The sequence below is a fragment of the Microlunatus panaciterrae genome (assembly GCF_016907535.1).
In the GTDB taxonomy this organism is placed as follows: Bacteria; Actinomycetota; Actinomycetes; order Propionibacteriales; family Propionibacteriaceae; genus Microlunatus; species Microlunatus panaciterrae.
Genome location: NZ_JAFBCF010000001.1, coordinates 1,706,037 through 1,723,586, shown reverse-complemented (window position 1 = coordinate 1,723,586; position 17,550 = coordinate 1,706,037). Strand labels below are relative to the sequence as shown.

Annotated in this window: 14 protein-coding genes and 1 tRNA gene; 5 read left to right on the top strand and 10 right to left on the bottom strand. The window is 68.7% G+C overall.

Annotation, left to right across the window (positions count from 1 at the left end):
- Window positions 1-7: 7 nt before the first annotated feature.
- A complete protein-coding gene (locus JOE57_RS07810) occupies window positions 8-310 on the top strand; it encodes a hypothetical protein (RefSeq protein ID WP_204917161.1) in 303 nt (100 codons plus the stop codon).
- A gap of 37 nt (window positions 311-347) precedes the next feature.
- Here the strand turns inward: JOE57_RS07810 and JOE57_RS07805 are convergent, their stop codons facing one another.
- From JOE57_RS07805 to JOE57_RS07785, 5 genes are all read right to left on the bottom strand, one after another.
- Window positions 348-2,762 carry a PH domain-containing protein gene (locus tag JOE57_RS07805; RefSeq protein WP_204917160.1) on the bottom strand — a complete coding sequence of 805 codons (2,415 nt, stop codon included), beginning with the start codon at window positions 2,760-2,762 and terminating at the stop codon, window positions 348-350.
- On the bottom strand, window positions 2,759-3,250 hold the full coding sequence (locus tag JOE57_RS07800) for a PH domain-containing protein (RefSeq protein ID WP_204917159.1): 492 nt from the start codon (window positions 3,248-3,250) through the stop codon (window positions 2,759-2,761). The genes JOE57_RS07805 and JOE57_RS07800 overlap by 4 nt, the downstream gene beginning before the upstream one ends.
- A 7-nt stretch (window positions 3,251-3,257) precedes the next feature.
- Complete coding sequence (locus JOE57_RS07795) at window positions 3,258-3,848, bottom strand: DUF1707 SHOCT-like domain-containing protein (protein ID WP_204917158.1); 591 nt, start codon at window positions 3,846-3,848, stop codon at window positions 3,258-3,260.
- A 2-nt stretch (window positions 3,849-3,850) separates the two neighbouring features.
- Entirely contained in the window at window positions 3,851-4,537 is a 687-nt protein-coding gene (locus tag JOE57_RS07790) for a DUF1707 domain-containing protein (RefSeq protein ID WP_204917157.1), read from the bottom strand.
- Window positions 4,538-4,672: 135 nt separating this feature from the next.
- A complete protein-coding gene (locus JOE57_RS07785) occupies window positions 4,673-5,200 on the bottom strand; it encodes a hypothetical protein (RefSeq protein ID WP_204917156.1) in 528 nt (175 codons plus the stop codon).
- Window positions 5,201-5,376: 176 nt separating this feature from the next.
- Here JOE57_RS07785 and JOE57_RS07780 point away from each other — a divergent pair.
- Window positions 5,377-5,450: transfer RNA gene (locus JOE57_RS07780), tRNA-Gly, on the top strand.
- Window positions 5,451-5,546: 96 nt separating this feature from the next.
- The gene (locus tag JOE57_RS07775) at window positions 5,547-7,448 is read left to right on the top strand and encodes a glycosyltransferase family 61 protein (protein WP_204917155.1); all 1,902 of its coding nucleotides are present in this window, start codon (window positions 5,547-5,549) and stop codon (window positions 7,446-7,448) included.
- 53 nt (window positions 7,449-7,501) lie between these two features.
- Here the strand turns inward: JOE57_RS07775 and JOE57_RS07770 are convergent, their stop codons facing one another.
- A complete protein-coding gene (locus JOE57_RS07770) occupies window positions 7,502-10,414 on the bottom strand; it encodes a toll/interleukin-1 receptor domain-containing protein (RefSeq protein WP_204917154.1) in 2,913 nt (970 codons plus the stop codon).
- Window positions 10,415-10,708: 294 nt separating this feature from the next.
- Between JOE57_RS07770 and JOE57_RS07765 the strand changes: the two genes are divergently transcribed.
- A complete protein-coding gene (locus JOE57_RS07765; protein ID WP_204917153.1) occupies window positions 10,709-11,617 on the top strand; it encodes an ATP-binding cassette domain-containing protein in 909 nt (302 codons plus the stop codon).
- Window positions 11,607-12,407: an ABC transporter permease subunit gene (locus tag JOE57_RS07760; RefSeq protein WP_204917152.1), complete on the top strand. Its 801-nt coding sequence runs from the start codon at window positions 11,607-11,609 to the stop codon at window positions 12,405-12,407. The genes JOE57_RS07765 and JOE57_RS07760 overlap by 11 nt, the downstream gene beginning before the upstream one ends.
- Before the next feature lie 137 nt (window positions 12,408-12,544).
- On the opposite strand, the gene JOE57_RS07755 is transcribed toward JOE57_RS07760, so the two are convergent.
- From JOE57_RS07755 to JOE57_RS07740, 4 genes are all read right to left on the bottom strand, one after another.
- Window positions 12,545-12,934 (bottom strand): hypothetical protein, encoded by a 390-nt coding sequence (locus JOE57_RS07755; protein ID WP_204917151.1) that lies wholly within the window; start codon window positions 12,932-12,934, stop codon window positions 12,545-12,547.
- A gap of 111 nt (window positions 12,935-13,045) precedes the next feature.
- Window positions 13,046-14,761 carry a long-chain-fatty-acid--CoA ligase gene (locus tag JOE57_RS07750; RefSeq protein WP_204917150.1) on the bottom strand — a complete coding sequence of 572 codons (1,716 nt, stop codon included), beginning with the start codon at window positions 14,759-14,761 and terminating at the stop codon, window positions 13,046-13,048.
- A 122-nt stretch (window positions 14,762-14,883) separates the two neighbouring features.
- On the bottom strand, window positions 14,884-15,666 hold the full coding sequence (locus JOE57_RS07745; RefSeq protein ID WP_204917149.1) for a phosphatase PAP2 family protein: 783 nt from the start codon (window positions 15,664-15,666) through the stop codon (window positions 14,884-14,886).
- 204 nt (window positions 15,667-15,870) lie between these two features.
- Window positions 15,871-17,517: a type 2 periplasmic-binding domain-containing protein gene (locus JOE57_RS07740; RefSeq protein ID WP_204917148.1), complete on the bottom strand. Its 1,647-nt coding sequence runs from the start codon at window positions 17,515-17,517 to the stop codon at window positions 15,871-15,873.
- Between the last annotated feature and the right edge of the window lie 33 nt (window positions 17,518-17,550).

The window sequence follows — 17,550 nt, the reverse complement described above, 5'->3', positions numbered from 1 at the left end:
GAAACCCATGGCTGAGGAAACGTCCTTGGTGAAGTCGGCTGCCAGCAAGCTCTTCGATATCAGGTTGATGATCGGCGGTCTGTTCGCGCTGTACGGGGTGATGCTGACCGTCTACAGCTTCTTCACCTCACCGGCCGAGCTGGCCAAGGCGGCGGACATCAACATCAACCTGTGGCTCGGGCTGGGCATGTTGGTGCTCGGCGCCCTGTTCCTGCTCTGGGCCAAGCTGAGCCCACTGCAGCATCCCGACGCGGAGGAGGGCGGCGCCGCCGAGGACAGACCCGCGGAGCGGCCCCGACGGCGACACTGACGCGCCGATTCGGCTGTGGCGACCGCCTATCCCGGGATCAGCGCCCGCGCAGCTGCCGCAGGCTCCACGGGTGCACGGCAGGGTCCATCGAGTAGTAGACGGCGTAGAAGCGGCGGTAGACATCGACCCAGTGCGCGATGTCGTCGCCGAGCCGCTCCCTGGCCACCTGCAGCAGCCACTGCGCGTCGGCGTCCGCCCCCGGATAGTGCTCGAGCTCGAGGAAGGCGATCGCCCCGGTGACATCCATCAGCGGGTCGGCGGCCAGCGTGTGCGGGCTGAAGTCACCGATGCCGGTCACCACCACGGAGCCGTCCGGGCGACGGCTGACGTAGGCGTTGCCCGGGCCCAGGTCGCCGTGCACCAGCGCCGGCCGGCAGACCCGTTCGGCGATGTCCCGACGGAGTCTGGCCAGGACGTGGTCGGCGTGCGGCAGCTCATGGCGCAGCTCGACGAAACCGAGGCGGGTGGCCAGCTCGAGCTGGGAGTCGAGCAGGTCTGCGAGGGAGGCGAACCGGCGCGGCTCGTCTCCGAGCAGCCGCGCAAACGCAGGCTGCGCCGCATCGGCGACGGCGGGCAGCGGCAACCCTTGCAGGGCCAGTGCGGCGTCGAGGAAGCTGTCCAGCGCGATCCGGCGCTCACCCTCCGGAGCCGAGGCCAGCCAGCCCGAGAAGTCGCGGCCCGACATTCGGCGGTCAATACTGAAGCGGCGACCCTCCAGTTGGCCGACCTCCAGGATCTGCGGCAGCTCGAGGCCGATGTCGACCCCGGCCCAGCCGCGATAGAGCGACGCCAGGGCCTCTTCATGGCGGGTCGGCTCAGAGCCGCGCTGATCAGAATCCGCGTGGTAGAGCCGCAGCACCCGGCTGTCGTCCAGGGCGAAGACGCGTGACTCACCGCCGGCGCCGAGGAACTGGTCGGTGCCGATGCCGAATCGGGCCAGCACCGTCTCCTCGTCCCCGAACGGTGCGAGCGTCGGGTCTGTGCCGGTGTGTCGAGGGGCCGGCGTGGCCGCTCTCCGTGCCGTGGCGGCCCGGTCCAGCTGAGTCAGCGCGAGGCGCCGGGCGCTGCTGACAGCCAGATGCTGGGCCACCAGGTTCACCGGGCCCTTGGGGGTGTCGACATGCACACTGGCCAGCGACATCGAACGCTGCAGCGGCCCCTGCTCGATCCTCACCGACTGCGTCTTGGCATGCGGCACCACGTTGCGGTGGTGGATGAGCCAGCCGTGCTCGCTGACGATCACCCGGTCGTCGTACCCGTACCGCAGCGTCCAGCCGTCGAAGGGCCGGATCCAGCGGACCCGTCTCGGCGGACGTTCGAGCACGACAGCGTCCAGGTCCACTCCAGGCAGCACCCGGCGGAGCGCGACCCGCAGTTCAGCGGTGGTCGCCACCGGCAGCAGCACACTGGTCGCGTCGGACTGGTTGTCGTCACCGCCCTGGGAGCCGTACCCGAGGATGTCCACGTCGACCCGGTACCAGTCGAAGGGTCGCCAGAGGATCGACTGGGAGATCCGCAGACCCTGGATCCGGTCGACCGGTACCGACTGGCTGGCCAGGTTGGTCAGCCCGCGGCTCACCCGGAGCCCACGACCCGACTCGGCCAGGGTGAAGTTGAACTGGGCGAACACTCGGCGGCTGATCATCGACAGTCCGCCGATGACGAGCGGGATCAGGCCGGGCAGCGCGTAGGGGACCACCTGGAAAACGGTGGTGACGACGAACAGGACCAGGACGGCGCCTACGGTGAGCAGCCAGTCGCTGGAGAGCAGGAACCCGCCGACGAGCCGTTGCGGCGAGATCGTCACCAGCGGCCGCTCTGCCGTGCTCAGATCCGTGAGGGGGCTGGCCGGCGGACGCGCGGCCGTGTCGGCGACGCTGGTCCGCTCGCCGTGGGCCCGGGCCAGAAGATAGTCACGCAGCTGGGTCGCCGAGGAGCGGGAGAGGTATCTCAGCTTGGTGGTGCTGTCTCCGGCCCCGACCTCCAGGCGCAGCTCGGCCAGACCGAACATTCGGGCCGCCAGCGGCTGGAGCACGTCGATCGACTGCAGCCGTTCGAAAGAGATGCGCTTGGAGTTCTTGAACAGCGCGCCGGTCTCGATCCGCAGCTCCTCGTCGTCGATCACGAACCGGGTGAAGTACCAGTTGATGAAGCCGGCCAGGCCGGCGAAGACGACCGCCACCGCGACCAGCGGCAGGATCCAGTGCAGGTCGGACACCTGGTACCGGTCGTTGCTGCCGTCGGGAACCATCTCCCGCCCGAAGCCCAGCACCACCGCGACCAGCACCACCCAGCCACGGATGAAGGGTGTGAGCGGGTGCGGCCGCTCAGTCTGCTTCACCCCAGCAGCGGCAGTGGCCTGCTGGGCGCTCGGTGCGGGGTTGGGCAGGCGGATCGGGTCGGTCGCCTGGTCGACGTCGCTGCCGTGGATGTCCGATGGGGTCTCGCTCATAGGCCGGAGGAACGGGCCTCGCCCAGCTCGGTCAGTCGGTCACGCAACCGGGTCGCCTCGGCGGGGGTAAGGCCCGGGATCGAGGCGTCGGTGGCCGCTGCGGCCGTCACCAGGGTGACGGTGGCGAGACCGAGCGCCCGCTGCAACGGCCCGGTGCCCACCTCGACCAGCTGCATCCGGCCGTACGGCACGGCGACGAGTGAGCGGAACAGGACGCCGTGGGTGATGTAGAGGTCATCCTCGCGCTCGACATAGCCCCAGGACCGCCAGCGCCGATCGGCTATGGCCCATCGGGTGGCGAGCAGGACGAGGCCGGCCACCCAGATTGCCGCCGGGATCCACCACTCGTCGGTCAACAGGCCGATCACCACACCGGCGACGACAGAGACCGCCGGAACCCAGATCAGCGTCGAGACTCTCAGCAGCGTCCGGTAGCCCGGCGACAGGCGCCGCCACTCGAGTTCGGGGGGCGCAAAGAGTTCTTCCATAACCCTCTCAGGCTAGGGCCTTGCGCCAAACCGATGGTCCCTTGGGCCCTCGCACCTTCACGTCGCCCAGGATGTTGATTCCGGTGATCACGATCGTCGGGCGACTGGGGTCGGGGTCGCCGATGCCCTTGATCGAGGAGCCGCCCAGGACCTTGGTGGACTCGTCCCGGATCGTGGTGCCGGGTGGCACTCGGAGGACCAGGCTGCCCAGGAAGGTGGTGCCACTGATCTCCAGCACCGGCGCATCCAGCGTCGCCTCGGTCAGATCGAGGCGTACCGAGGCCATGAACGCGTGGGCGATGGTCAAACGCCGCATCCGCCACCTGCCGACCCGCTTCACGTCGGACAGGACGGCGGTCAGCCGGTCGGGTTCGTCGAGGCCGCTGTCGGGTGCCATGGTCGGCGCGGAGCGAGGCGACGTCGCCACCAGGTCTGCGGTCAACGCCTCAAGCTCGGCGAAGGTCCGCGCCGACAGCAACGCACTCATCCGCTCATCGTGCTCGTCGCGGGTGATCCGACCCTCGGCGTAGGCGGCGTGCAGGACTCCCGCCACCTGGTCGCGGTCCGCGTCGGAGGCCCGTAGGCTGCCCGAATCCATGATCATCGCCCTCTGGGCCAGCCGCCCGAGCCCTTGTCCGGCTTCGGTCCTCTGATGGACACTCCGCCGAACAGCGACAGTCCTTTCACCACGAGTACCGGGGCACCCGCCTGGTGATCCCCGACGTCCTTGATGTCTGTGCCGCCGAAGATGCCCGCCGTCTGGTCCCGCACCTCGATCCCGGCCGGCACCTTGATGTCGAGGCCGCCGAAACACCAGATGCCCGAGAGCTCAACCACCGGGTCCTCGAAGACGGCCTCCCGCAGGTCCAGGTCGATGCCGCCGAACAGGGCGAACACCTGGGTGTGCTTGCGGACCCGCCACTTTCCCTTGCGGCTCGCGCCACCGAAGATCGCGACCAGCCGTTCCGGCTCGGTGTGGGCGTCGCGGGTGTCGATCAGTGATCCCTGCTGGGGCTGGCCGGCCAGTCCGTTCGGCGTGACCGGGCCGGTGAACACGAGATCCCGAGTGATCGGGATCAGGTCGTCGAAGGTCCTGGCGGCAAGTACGGCGGTCAGCCGCTGGTCGTGCTCCTCACGGCTCAACCTGCCCTCGGCGTACGCCGTGTTGAGGACGGTGGCGACCTGTTCGCGGTCGGCGTCGGAGGCGCGCAGGTTGCCGCCTGCCACCGGACCGACGTCGGAGGGCTCGGGAACGCCGGAGGGCTCGGGGATGGCTGGACTACTCACCCTTCTACGGTAACCGTCGGCAGCGGGTCGAGCGCCGAGTTTCCCGCCGTTTCAGGGACGCGCCGGGGGAGTCGGGGGCCAACCCTGACCCCAAGGAGCACCCCCGACGACAGCCCGGTCACGCGCGGGTCGTGCTCAGCTGTAGGTCTCCCAGTAGCGCCAACCCTCCTGGTTGGTGGGGAACTTGATCGCGCCCTTGGCGATCAGCTGGGTCGTGCAGGTCGGGGTGTCGCGGTATTTCTTCCAGTACACCTTCTTGCCCCAGGAGACGTACTGCGCGTGACCGTACTTGTTGCTGCTGATCTTGTGGGAGTAGTTGTGCGTCACCGTCGAGGAGTTGGTCTTGGTCAGAGAGGCGCTGATCGAGACCTTCGCCTTGGCCAAGATGGCACCGGCCTCGGTCTCCGCTCCGGCGGTGACCTGGTAGCTGGCCGACTTGGTGAAGTCCCGGGTGAGGCTCATGGTGCCGCCCTTGCCGTCCTTGTAGATCGGCAGGCCCTTGAAGGGCACGTACGTCGAGACGGCGCGCAGGCTGTAGCGGATGTCGTCCGGGCAGGCCGCGTGCGCGGAGGTCGTGGTGGCCGCCATCAACCCGGCCGAGGACAGCAGGGTCGTGGCGATCGCGACCGCCACCTTGCGCAGGGACTTCTTCGTGTTCCGCATGGATCTCCTTGGACGATGAAAGCGCTCCCCCGCGAGCACAGTAACCGGCTCCAGGGGCACCGGCAATGGTGCGTCCGGGACAGCCTCGGCGACTGCACCCCGGCCAGTTCGGCCGAACAGCAGCTTCGATGGCGGACCGGACGCTGCTACACTTCTGCGCGCGGCCACGGTCGTCTGCGGGTGTAGTTCATTGGTAGAACGCGACCTTCCCAAGGTTGAGAGGCGAGTTCGATTCTCGTCACCCGCTCCAGCGCGTCTGTCCGGGGTCCCCCTCCGCGCCGCCCGGTCAGAGATGGTTTCGGCGCCGTCGTGCCCGGGTAGTGTCAGGGCAGGGGATAGGGGACAGATGGCGCGTACACGAGGACGACCCTTCCGCCGGCGCGTGCGCTGGCTGGCGGGTCGGGCGGTCGACTCGGTGCTGGCCCACCCCGGCCCGATACGCCCGATGACCGAGGCCCTCATCCAGCGGGTCGAGTGGCACCTCGCCCAGTCGGGCCAGCTCCCTGCCCGGGCGACCGAGGCTGACCGTCCGCGCATCAGTGACGTAATGCTCCGGAGGCTGGTCGCACAGTTCACCGGCCGGGACCCGCGCCGGATCGCCATCTTCGGGGCCGACCCTGCGGACCAGTTGGCCGATCTCGTCCTCCAGCGGTGGGCGGGCGTCACTGTCATCGTGATCAGTACCGAGCCGCCGGCTGGATCCAGCGGTGAGGCCTCACCTGACCGGTTGATCCGCTGCGAAGCCCTCAAGGGCGCGTCCGCCCTGCATGCAGCGCTGGCGGCGTACGGACCTTACGACGCCCTTGTCGACGCCACCGGGACCATGCCACATCAGCAGCTCGACCGGCTCCGCCGGACCTTCTTCCAACTCAGGCGTGGGGGTGCCTACCTGGCACTGACCGAGGAAGGCGTCGCCCCCGACGGCAGCCAGCAGGTCGATGCCCCGCCCGGCAAGGAGAGTCTGGCCGACTTCATCGGCCGGCTCGCGGAGGCCAAGCTGCGTGGTCGAAACGCGGTGCTGGCGCTGCCAGCCGCCGACCGGGGCTTCGGCGACGGAGTACGTACGATTCTCGTCCAGAACGGCGTGCTCGAGATGGTCAATGCGCTGCACTCCCTGGCCAAGATGCGCTACACCGAGATGGACCAGGTGATGCTGCGCCGCCCGGAGTTGGGGTCCGTACTCCAGCGACGTCCGGCCCTGACCTTCACCTCCCCGAGCACGGTGACAACCAGCCAGCCGCACCTGGATGGTCTCTTCCCTCGCGCGTTCGAGGTGCCCAGCCTTGCCCTCCGCGACTACGGCCGGACCGTCTGTGCTCCGCACCAGGTGCTGATCAAGGACGGCATGCTGCTCCCCGACACCTACCGTCACTTCCAGAACCGTCGATTGCGCAACCGCCATCTCGATGAGGTCACCATGGAATTCGCCCGCTACCCCAAGAAGCTGTCGGCGCGGAACACTCTGCCGGGAGAGTACTTCTTCCTGGGCTCGGAGTACCCCCAACACTTCGGGCACGTGATGACCGAGCAGCTGTCCCGACTGTGGGCCTGGCCGGAGGCGAAGCGGCGGTTCCCCGGGCTCAAGGCGCTGGTCCAGCTGCGGTCCGATCGCACCGAGCTGGCCAAATTCGAGCGGGCCGTCTTCGCCGCGGCCGGGATCGCACCCGAGGATCTGATCGGCACCCACGGCGTGGTCCAGGTGGAGAAGATGCTGGCCGCGACCCCGATGCTCGTCAACTTCCGCTACGTGGACCCTGGTCTTGCCCAGCAGTGGGATCGAATCGGCGACGCGTTGTCGGCGGAGGCTACCGGGACGGACTACCCGGCCAAGATCTTCATCTCCCGAAGGGGTATCACCAAGCGTGAGTGTCGCAACGCTGCCGAGGTGGAGGCGGTGTTCCACAGCCATGGGTTCATGATCATTTCCCCCCAGGACTACCCGCTAGCGGAGCAGGTGATGATGTTCAGGCGGGCCGAGGTGATCGGCGGCTTCGCTGGCAGCGGCCTGTTCGGCATCGGGTTCAGTCGAGAGCCCAAGCAGGTGATCATGATCCGCTCGGAGAGCTACACCGCCGGCAACGAGTATCTGCTTTGCTCGATCCGTGGCCATCGGCTGGACGTGATCTGGTGCGATCCGGAAGCCCGTCATCCCGCGGGGCGTTGGGAACATGACGCTTTCCAGTCCGGCTACAGCTTCGACTTCGAACGGGACGGAGCCTTTCTGGACAGCCTGCTGGCGGACAGCTGAGCCGCCGGGCAGGCAACAGGTCTGCGCCGCTCCTGGAGCGGCTCAGCAGCGACTCATCGGTATTCGAGCGGAACGACGGGCAACGGTGGCAGGTCTCTCACCGTCTCGGGGTGTCGACAGCGCAGCGGAGGCTTGTCCTCGCCCACGAGTGCCTGCAGCCCGTCAGCGCCGACCGCGGCCAACGCCAGCCGACAGGCCGAGCGCTCCGCAATCGCGGTCCACACCTGCAGGTCGCCGCCGATCCCGCCGGCGGCCAGCCGGGCGCCGTCGGGAGACCACGCGACGGCGTAGACGTAGGCGCTCCGGGTCCGCATCGCTGCCCCCACGGAGGCACCGGTGGCAGCATGCCAGAGCCTCAGGTTCCCGTCCGAGTCACCGGTGGCGATCTGCTGTCCGGTGGGCGACCAGGCGACACTACGGATGTCTCCCGTACCGGCCTCCCCGGACGCTCGACGAACGACGACAGGCGGTCCGATCTGGCTGCCGGAACGCGCGTCCCATCGGCGGAGAGTGGAGTCCAAGCCACCACTGGCCAGCTGCGTCCCGTCGGGTGACCAGGCGATCGACCGGGGCTTGGCTTGGTGACCCGACAGCCGCTGGCCCACGGGCCGGCCAGTGCTGGCGTCCCAGACCCGAAGCCACAGGTCGCCGCTGGTCACCAGCCTCGTTCCATCGGGTGACCAGGCGATCGGGGCCGCCGTCAGCAGCCGGTCGAGGGCCTGCCCGCGCAGCTCCCGGATGACCTTGCCGGTCCGTGAGTCCCAGATCCGTGTGGTCAGGTCGTTCAGCGCGGCGGCGATCATCGCACCGTCCGGCGACCAGGCCAGGTCAACCGCCCCGACGTCGCTGTCCTGCAGGGTCGTCAGACTGTCCCAGCTGCGCACGTCCCACACCGTCACCGGGAGGCCGTCGCCCCCGGTGGCGAGCCGGTCATCCGTTGGCGCCCAGGCCAACGCCTTCAATGGCCCTGCCGCGGTCGCGGTCAGCGGGCGGCCGAGAACCGCTCCGGTATGAACATCCCGGATGCGGACGACGCCGTCTTCCCCGGTTGTCGCCAGCCGGTCCCCCGTGGGCGACCAGGTGAGGCGTCGGACCGTCTCGGTGTGCGCCGGCGACGGCGCGACCGAGTGTCTGGAGAAGTCCCAGAGCCGGACCGTGCCGTCGAGGCCGAGCGCCACGAAGGCCCGGCCGTCGCTCGACCAGGCCCCATGGCTGACCTCGACCGCATTGCTCATGACCGGGTCGCCGATGGCCTTTCCGCTGCGGGAGTCCCACAATTGCACGGCGCCGTCACTGTGCGTACTGGCCAGCACAGCCCCGTCTGGTGACCAGCTGACCGATGAGGCGATCGTCGCCCTTCTCGGCTCGGCGGTCGGGAGCCGGCTCGCTGAACGGATATCCCACCGCGCGACCGCGCCGGAGGAGGTCGAGGCGGCGATGCTGCGGCCGTCCGGCGACCAGGCGAGGGAGGTGAGCACCTCGGCAGCACTGTCGGTGGCCAGGGTCCGCAGCAGCGCACCGTCAGCCGAGCTGAACAGAGCCGCCGAGCGGCCCGTCCGCACAGCCAGACTGCGTCCGTCCGGCGACCAGGCGACTGAGCTGACGTCCGCAGCGGCGACGAACGGCTGACGGCCCGAAGCGACGAGGGGTCTACGGCCCAGGGGCCGGCCGGTGGTCGGGTCAACCATCCAGACGCCGTCCTCCGCACCGATCGCCAGCCGCGTCCCCTGCGGCGACCAGGCCAGCTCGCTGATCAGGGACAGCCCAAGGGGGACCCGGAATTGATCTCCGGTGCGCACATCGAGGAGCCGCACCACCGAGTGCAGACCGCCGTCGGTCAGGCCCGCAACGGCCAGTCGCGCGTCGCGGGGTGACCAGGCCAGAGAGTCCACCGACTCGGCGACCTTGACGGCTGCGCCCTGCGCTTTGAGGGTGTCGCCATTCCAGATCCTCACCCGGCCCGCGTCATCACCGGTGGCGAGCATCGCCGCCCCGGGCGCCCAGGCCACCGCGGCGAAGTCGGTGGATCCGTTGTCCATGATGCCCCGTGGACGCAGCGGCAGCCTCCCCAGCCGCTGCAGAGCGGAGGCCATCACGCTCCTGGCCTCCGGAAGCGGTGTCGTCGTGCGCAGCTCTGCCTCGACAGCGAACGCCAGCGCTGCCCACACCGTGCCCGCGGTGGCGGATCTGGTCGCCGCCAGCTGTGCTTCGGCCACCGCAGCCTGCCGGCGGGCCGACTCCGCTTCGCGATCCGCTCGGCGGGTCTGGAGCACTGCCAGGGTCGCTGCGAGCAGGGCGAGGACGAGCAACACCACCAGCGCAGCGACGGCGACCCGCCGGATCCGGCGCAGTCGTCGGTGTTCGTGCAGATCGTCGCTGTCCAGCTCCGCCTTGGGCCTCCCGTGGATCGGCGCGGCAAGATCGCCAATGGCGGACCGGAAGCGTGGATCATCCAGGTGCAGATGGTCCGCAGTCGCCCAGCTGAGCACCACGTACAGCGGTTCGCTGCTGAAGACACCGACGTCTGTCAGCGCCGGCGGTGCCGCGGTCGAGGTCAGCGGGTCGAACGCCCGGCGCTCCTCGTCCCAGCTGAGCCGCCCGTTCGCCAGAACGAGCAGCATCGCGTCGGCTCTGCCCGCCGAGATCCAGTACTCCAGCTCGCGCTGGACATACTGGGAATGCGCTGCCTCCTCGGACAGGATGACGACCAGGAAACGCGAGGCGTCGAGATTCTTCGTGATGCTGGGCCACAGCTGCGGACTGGCGGCCAGATCGGTCCGGTCCAGGAAGACCCGCAGAGCCCGGGGCTTCCACAGTGGCCGCGCCAGCCGATGCAGTCCGCGCTGGATCGCGGTGGCGACAGCCGCATTGGCATGGCTGTAGGAGATGAACGCGTCATAACTCGTACGGTTGGCGGAGGGTCCGGGGCTGGTCTCGGACGGCGGCTGAGCAGAGCGGACGGACATGAGACCGGCAGCCGCTCAGCCGAGCTCGGTGACCGTCCGGGTTGCACCCTGAGCGTGAAGGTTCATGCCGTCCCCATCCTCGACTCTGCCAGAGATCCTACCCGCGTCCTCGAACCGCAGTCGGCTGCGCGCGTCGATCATCGTCACCACTCCCTCGTCCAGCCGTCTTCGCGTACGTTCAGGGTCCTCACCCAGGGTCTGCCCTGTGCGACGTACGACGAATGTGCGCGAACAACGCCTCGGCAGGGTCCTTCGGCCCTGCACCGCTGCCGTCGGACCCGGAACGATGATCTTGTGACGACGACCGTGGTGCAGACCACCGGGCTGAGCAAGTCCTACGGCCCGACCAGGGCACTGCGCGACGTCAGCCTGTCCATCGAGCGGGGTGAGGTGTTCGGCTACCTCGGCCCCAACGGGGCCGGCAAGACCACCACGCTTCGGTTGCTGATGGGGATGATCCACCCCTCCGCGGGCAGCGCCGTGGTGCTCGGCCTGGATGCCTGGCGGGACAGCGTGAAGGTCCATCGACTGGTGGGCTACCTCTCCGGCGAACCGGCACTCTATGACCGGTTGACGGGACGTCAGCACATCTCCTTCGTGTCTCGCCTTCGGGGTCGGGGCGGTGACAGGAAGGCCGGTGGGCTCGCCGATCGGCTGCACCTCGACCTGCAGACGCGGGCCAGGTCGCTGTCCAAGGGCAACCGGCAGAAGCTCGCCCTGCTGCTGGCGCTGATGTCGGCTCCACAACTGCTGATCCTGGACGAGCCAACCAGCGGTCTCGACCCGATCGTCCAGAAGGAGGTGCTGGCGTTGCTGGCTGAGCACACGGCGGGCGGCGGCAGCGTCCTGCTGTCCTCCCACCTACTGGCGGAGGTCCAGCAGGTGGCTGACCGGATCGGTGTGATCCGAAGCGGTGAGCTGATCGCGGTGGAGAGCCTGGAGGCGCTTCGCGGCAGGTCGCTCCATCACGTCTCCGCACTATTCTCTTCCGCCGTTGCGGCGGCGTCGTTCGCGCGGCTCCCGGGCGTTCGCGACCTGCAGGTGACGGACCACAGCCTGACCTGCAGCGCACCGCAGAGCGCTCTGGACGCACTGCTCAAGCAGGTGGCCCAGCATGACGTGGTCGACTTCAGATGTGCCGAGGCCGACCTGGAAGAGACGTTCCTCGCCTACTACGGGACCGGCGATCACCATGCTGGCTAGCGTCGGGTTGAAGGCTCTCTACGACCAGCGGCGTGCGCTGCTGGCCTGGGCCCTCAGCCTGGTCCTGATGGCGGCCATGTATGTGGCGATCTGGCCCAGTGTGCGGGACCAGCCGTCGCTGAGCGACTTCCTTGACCAGATGCCGGAGGCGATGCGTTCGCTCTTCGTCTCGGCCGGGGCTGACATGTCGACGCCCGAGGGGTATGTGCAGGTCGAGCTGTTGTCGTTCATGGGTCCGCTGCTGTTGATCATCTATAGCGTCACCGCCGGTGCGGGAGCGGTCGCGGTCGAGGAGGATCGGCACACGCTCGAGCTGATGTTGGCCAACCCGGTCAGCCGTACCCGGATCGTGCTGGAGAAGTTCGCGGCGATGACCGTCGGCACGTTCCTGCTTGGTGCGGTGATGGGAGGATCGCTGATCAGCGAGGGCCTGCTGGTGGACATGAAGCTGCCGATCGGGCCGATGCTCGCGACCATGTTCCACATGACCATGCTGGCGATGGTCTTCGGCACTCTCGCGCTGGCGATCGGTGCAGGCACCGGACACCCCGGGATCAGCCGCGGCCTTCCGGCCGTAGTGGCGGTCGTCGCCTACGTGGTCAACGGCCTGGCGCCCCTGGTCTCCTGGCTGAAGCCGTGGCAGCGGGTCTCGCCGTTCTATCAGTACGTCGGGCACGACCCGATGCGCAACGGACTGTCCTGGTCATCACTCGCTGTTGCCCTGGCCACCGTGGTCGTGCTGGTGGTGGTGGCCGTGCTGGTCTTCAACCGCCGCGACGTCGCAGCCTGACCGGTCCATTGCCGCAGGTGTGCTCCGGGGGCCCTTCGACAGGCTCAGGGCGCGTACTGCCGCCGGCTCGGGGCCCTTCGACAGGCTCAGGGCGCGTACTGCCGCCGGCTCGGGGGCGCACCGAAGTGCCTGCCGGGCTACTCCGCGGAGCCGATGTCGACGGTGTTGGGCCCGGAACGGCCACCGCCGGGGCCGGCGGGTTCGGCAACAGCCTCGAACGTGTGGCTGCCCTCGGACTGGGCGGGCACGCCGTGGAGATAGCCGTCACCGTCGGGAGCTGTGCACTCTCCCGGCTCGAGCCAGGGCGACTCCCAGGTCACGCCGCTGTCGGCATCGTCGACCCAGATGGTGACAGTGGCGGTGCCGGCCGCGTCACCGGTGTTACACACACCGAAGGCCGCCTTGAGCTCCTCACCGGCACTCGGTACCGGGGAGTTCTCGGCATCGATCCGTACGCCGGTCCCGTCGAAGTCGAACGCGGCAGCGCCGCCCTCGCCCTGATCATCCACTGCAGCGTCCTCGGTCATGGTGTCCTCCAGCTAGGTGCGGGCCGGCCGCCCGCGGCTGCGGAGCTCTGGTCGGCCCCACTGGAGAGCAGAGGCGTCGGAGAGGCGCCCAGATACATCAACAGGCCAGTGTCAGGAGGACTGGTTCTGCTGCCCGCCGCCCGGCTGGGACAGCAGCGACTCCCGCACCTGCCGGCGCAGCACCTTGCCGATCTGCGACCGGGGAAGCTCGTCCACCACGACCACCCGCCGCGGCACCTTGTAGGCCGCGAGGTGTTGCCGGCTCGCCTCACGGATCGCGGACTCGCTGGTGTCTGCACCCTCGGCCAGGACGACGGCCGCGACCACCTCTTCGCCGCCCGCCGTGGGCAGTCCCACGGCCGCTGCGTCCACCACTCCGGGCACCCGACGCAGGGCATCCTCCACCTCCGACGGGTACACGTTGAACCCGCCGGTGATGATCAGCTCCTTGATACGGTCGACGACACGGATGAAGCCGTCCCGGTCCATCTCGACGATGTCGCCGGTTCGTAGCCAACCGTCCGGCAGCAGCACCTTGGCGGTCTCCTCCGGTTGGCGCCAGTAGCCGGAGAACACCTGTGGACCGCGCAGCAGCAGCTCACCGGAGGCACCTGGTTCGCGATCCTGGTCGGGGTTCTCCGGGTCCACCACCCTTGCCTCGGTGGACGGGAAGGGCAGGCCCACCGTGCCGATCCGGCGCGCGGTGGAGATGGGGTTGCCGACCGCCACCGGCGACGCCTCGGTCATCCCGTAGCCCTCGGCCAGCAGACCTCCGGTCACCTCTTCCCACAGTGTGGCCGTCTCCGGCGGGAGCGCCATCGCTCCCGAGATGCCGTAGCGGGCCGACGACAGGTCCACTCCACGTTCCTTGGCCGCGGCTGCGAGCCGCTGATAGACCGGCGGCACCGCCGGCAGGAAGGTCACCGGACGTCGCTTCATCGCCGCCAGCACCTGGTCCACGTCGAAGCGCGGGAAGAGGACCAGGGTTGCGCCGATACTGATGGCGAAGGTCAGGCAGAGGGTCAGTCCGTAGGCATGGAAGATGGGCAGGATGGCATAGATCGTCTCCTCGCCGGCCCTCAACCCGGGGACCCAAGCCCGGCCCTGGATCGCGTTCGCCAACAGGTTGCGATGGCTGAGGATGGCCCCCTTGGGCGTGCCGGTCGTACCGCCGGTGTACTGCAGCACGGCGACATCCTCGCTGGACGGACGCGGATAGGTCGGGTCGATGGGCTCGGCCGCGGCCAGCAGCTTCTCCCACTGCAGGGTCCCCGGCGCCGGCGCGGTCATGGCCGTCCGGGTCCGCCGGGCGCTGGGCATCGGCACCCGCAGCAGCCACCGCTTCAACCTCGGCAGCGCGGTGGTCATGTCCACCGAGACCACCGTACGGACGGAGGTGTCAGCCGCGATCTGCTGAAGCACCCTCGCCGCCTTGTCCCACACCACCGCGACCTCGGCGCCGTGGTCGGCGAGCTGGTGCTGCAGCTCCTGGGGCGTGTACAGGGGGTTGTGCTCGACCACGATCGCGCCCAGTCGGAGTACGGCGTAGAAGGCGACCACGTGCTGCGGGCAGTTGGGCAGCACCAACGCGACGCGGTCGCCCGCCTGCACGCCGAGCCTGCGGAGTGCCTCGGCGGCTCGGGCGACCGCAGTCTGGAGCTCGGCATAGCTGGTCGTGGCGCCGAAGAAGTCCAGCGCCGGCCGCGGGCCGAACCGCCGGCTCGACTCGTCGAGCAGGTCGACCAGCGACTGGTTCGGCACCTCGACGTCGGCCGGCACCCCGGCGGCATAGCTTGTCAGCCACGGTCGTTCCGGCAAGGTGCTCATGGTGTTCCTTCCAGGCAGCCAGTGATGACTCGAGTCTGGCAAAGACCGCCTCGAGTGGCAGCCAGTGGCTCGGATCGGGCCGTGATTCGAGCCACACGCTGCCGCTCGACCGGCCTGAAGCGTCAGGTGCGGCGTCGTACGGTGAGATACAGCCGGTGCGCGGTGATGATCAGCGTCAGCCAGGCCGCTCCGAGCAGCCAGGCGAAGATCACGTCGGTCAGCCAGTGGTGGCCGAGGAACACCCGGCTCAGTCCCATCGCCACGGCCCAGCCTGCCGCCAGCGCGACGGTCAGGATCCGCGCCAGCAGCGACGCCAGGTGGGAGAGGACGAGGTAGGCGACCAGCCCGGCGATGACCGTGCTGTTGAGCGTATGCCCGCTGGGGAAGGAGGGCGAGGTCTCGAACGGCGGCACGGCGTCGATGGTGGGTGGCCGCACCCGGCCGACCACCGCCTTGCCGACGGTGGTCATCGGCAACGAGCCTGCGACGGCGATGATCATCAGGATGGCCGGCGTCTTGGATCGCCAGGCCAGCACCATGATGAGGGTGATGACGGTGGCGATGATGGTCATACCGATCGGGCCGCCCAGGTTGGTGAACCAGGTGACCAGCTGCTCGTTTGCCGGCGTCCGCAGAGACATCGCTTCCTTCAGCGCCGGCCGGTCCAGTCCGGCGATCCCGTCACCCTCGTCGACGGCGTCGTAGACCGCTGACCCGGCGGCAACGAGCCCCAGCAGCAGGACGGCGCCGGCCGCAGCCGTGACCACCAGCACCACATGGGCCGACACCACCTGGGCCAGTGACGAGGCGAGAGCCACCAGCCAGTGGCCCAGCCGGGTGTGCCATCGGGTCAGGTCCCGTTCGCCGATGGTCTGCTGTTGCGGGTCCTCATCGCGCAGCTGCATCCTGCCCCTTCCGTCACCGTACGAAGTCGTCAGCGTACGCCTGCCCTGTACCCCGGACCAGGCGGTCGCACGCAGCCGGCGCGCTGCAGCGGGACGAAGGGCTGAGCCCTCAGAAACGCAAGCAGGGCCGGCCCGACCTCACGGTCGGACCGGCCCAGGCTCCGGATCAGTTGTCTCGCCCGCCCGTGACCGGGCAGGAGGGAACTAGCGAGGCGTGGCCGCCTTCTGCAGCTGCTCCTCGTACTCCTTGCGCATCTCGTCACCGGCGGCGCTCTTCCAGGTCTTGATCAGGTCGTCCATGGTGGAGAACGGCTTGCGGCCCTGGATGATCTCGTTGATCGCGTCGGTGAAGTTCTTGTCCGCGGTCGGGTTCTTGGTCGCCGCCGCGTTCGAGAACAGGCCGACGGTCGGATTGCTGATCCCGGTCGGGATCTCCAGCGACTGGTAGTCGTGCTGGGTGTCGGCGTCCTGCGGCCGGCCCGGCTGGTAGATGGCGTAGGGCGCATCCGCCAAGTAACGGATCGGCAGCACGGTGTTGGCGGTGCCGACCTTGGTCAGGCTGGGGTTGCCCTCGGAGTTGACGGTGTGGTCGACGCCCTCCTGGCCGTACAGCCGGTACATGTGCTCCTCGGTGCCGAACGGAGCAGCAAGGTAGTTCAGCACACGCAGGATCAGCTTGATCTTCTCCGGGTCGTCCTGCTTCTTCAGGCCGGTGATGGAGTAGACGCCACTGCCGTAGGCCCAGTGGGCCAGCCCGCTTCCGTCCCGCTTGTAGCTGGGCATCAGGCCCAGCTTGAAGTTGGGGTTGGAGGCGTTGTCCAGGATGTACTGGGTCCACCCCGGGTAGCCGTCGGCCGCGTTGATGGCCACCGTGCCGGCGTTGAAGAGCTGCTTGAACGGCTGCGCCGGGTTGAACGCGTCCGGGTGGATGACACCGGACTTCCACATGGCGATCAGGTCGGTGATCGTCTGCTTGTACTCCTCGGTCTCGTAGGTGTTGGTGAGCTTGCCACCCTCGTTGCGCCACGAGTTCGGCTCACCGTTCATCCGGCCGAGCAGCTGGCGGGGCTGGTTGATCAGGCCGTACGCCCAGCGGCGCTTCTTCCGGTCGGTGAGGGCCTTGCCCGTCTCGACCAGCTCGTCGTAGCTCTTCGGCTCCGGCGACAGCCCGGCCGCCTCGAACAGGTCCTGACGGATGAAGTGGTAGGCACCGATGGCACCGCGCGGGATCGGGATGCCGTACAGGGCGCCGTTGTAGACGGCCGACTTCCAGGTCCGGGTGGGGATGTTGGCCAGGTTCGGGTAGTCCTTGATCGCATCACCGGCGAGGTATTCGTCGAGTTTGGTGAAGCGCTTCTCCAGCAGGGCAGGGAAGTTGGCGACCACCTGCATCTGCAGCATGTCCGGCAGGTCGTTGCCGGCGATGGTGGTGGCGAACTTCTGGGTGTAGTCCGCGTTGCCGACCATCTGCAGGTCCAGGGTCAGACCGAGGCGCTTGTTGAGGCCGGCCCAGTAGCTGTTCTTGCTGGGGCCCGGCGGAACTGCGTAGTAGATGTTGGCCATGCCGGAGAGGGTCTCCCCGTTGCCGGGGGTCTCCTCGACCGACTTCGGCCGGTCCTTGGGGTAGTTGCGGAAGGCCGGGTCCACGCCCTGCTCCGTTCCCGGCAGGTCTGGCTTGACACCGGTGTACGCGATGTAGGTCGGCAGCTTGACGGCACTGTTGGCCGTCGCTGTGTTCTTGCCGGAGTCGCTGCTCTTTGAGCAGGCGCTCAACGAGCCGACACCGGCGATCAGTGCTGCACCTCCGACACCGGCGAGCAGTGTGCGCCGGTCGAACGTGTAGGCAGGCATGGTTCCTCCTTCAGGCGACCAGGTCGGTCGGTT

Bases quoted from the DNA above. Each gene is read 5' to 3' on its own strand.
- JOE57_RS07810 (WP_204917161.1), top strand. From the start codon at position 8: ATGGCTGAGGAAACGTCCTTGGTGAAGTCGGCTGCCAGCAAGCTCTTC.
- JOE57_RS07805 (WP_204917160.1), bottom strand. From the start codon at position 2,762: ATGAGCGAGACCCCATCGGACATCCACGGCAGCGACGTCGACCAGGCG.
- JOE57_RS07800 (WP_204917159.1), bottom strand. From the start codon at position 3,250: ATGGAAGAACTCTTTGCGCCCCCCGAACTCGAGTGGCGGCGCCTGTCG.
- JOE57_RS07795 (WP_204917158.1), bottom strand. From the start codon at position 3,848: ATGGATTCGGGCAGCCTACGGGCCTCCGACGCGGACCGCGACCAGGTG.
- JOE57_RS07785 (WP_204917156.1), bottom strand. From the start codon at position 5,200: ATGCGGAACACGAAGAAGTCCCTGCGCAAGGTGGCGGTCGCGATCGCC.
- JOE57_RS07775 (WP_204917155.1), top strand. From the start codon at position 5,547: ATGGCGCGTACACGAGGACGACCCTTCCGCCGGCGCGTGCGCTGGCTG.
- JOE57_RS07770 (WP_204917154.1), bottom strand. From the start codon at position 10,414: ATGTCCGTCCGCTCTGCTCAGCCGCCGTCCGAGACCAGCCCCGGACCC.
- JOE57_RS07760 (WP_204917152.1), top strand. From the start codon at position 11,607: ATGCTGGCTAGCGTCGGGTTGAAGGCTCTCTACGACCAGCGGCGTGCG.
- JOE57_RS07755 (WP_204917151.1), bottom strand. From the start codon at position 12,934: ATGACCGAGGACGCTGCAGTGGATGATCAGGGCGAGGGCGGCGCTGCC.
- JOE57_RS07750 (WP_204917150.1), bottom strand. From the start codon at position 14,761: ATGAGCACCTTGCCGGAACGACCGTGGCTGACAAGCTATGCCGCCGGG.
- JOE57_RS07745 (WP_204917149.1), bottom strand. From the start codon at position 15,666: ATGCAGCTGCGCGATGAGGACCCGCAACAGCAGACCATCGGCGAACGG.
- JOE57_RS07740 (WP_204917148.1), bottom strand. From the start codon at position 17,517: ATGCCTGCCTACACGTTCGACCGGCGCACACTGCTCGCCGGTGTCGGA.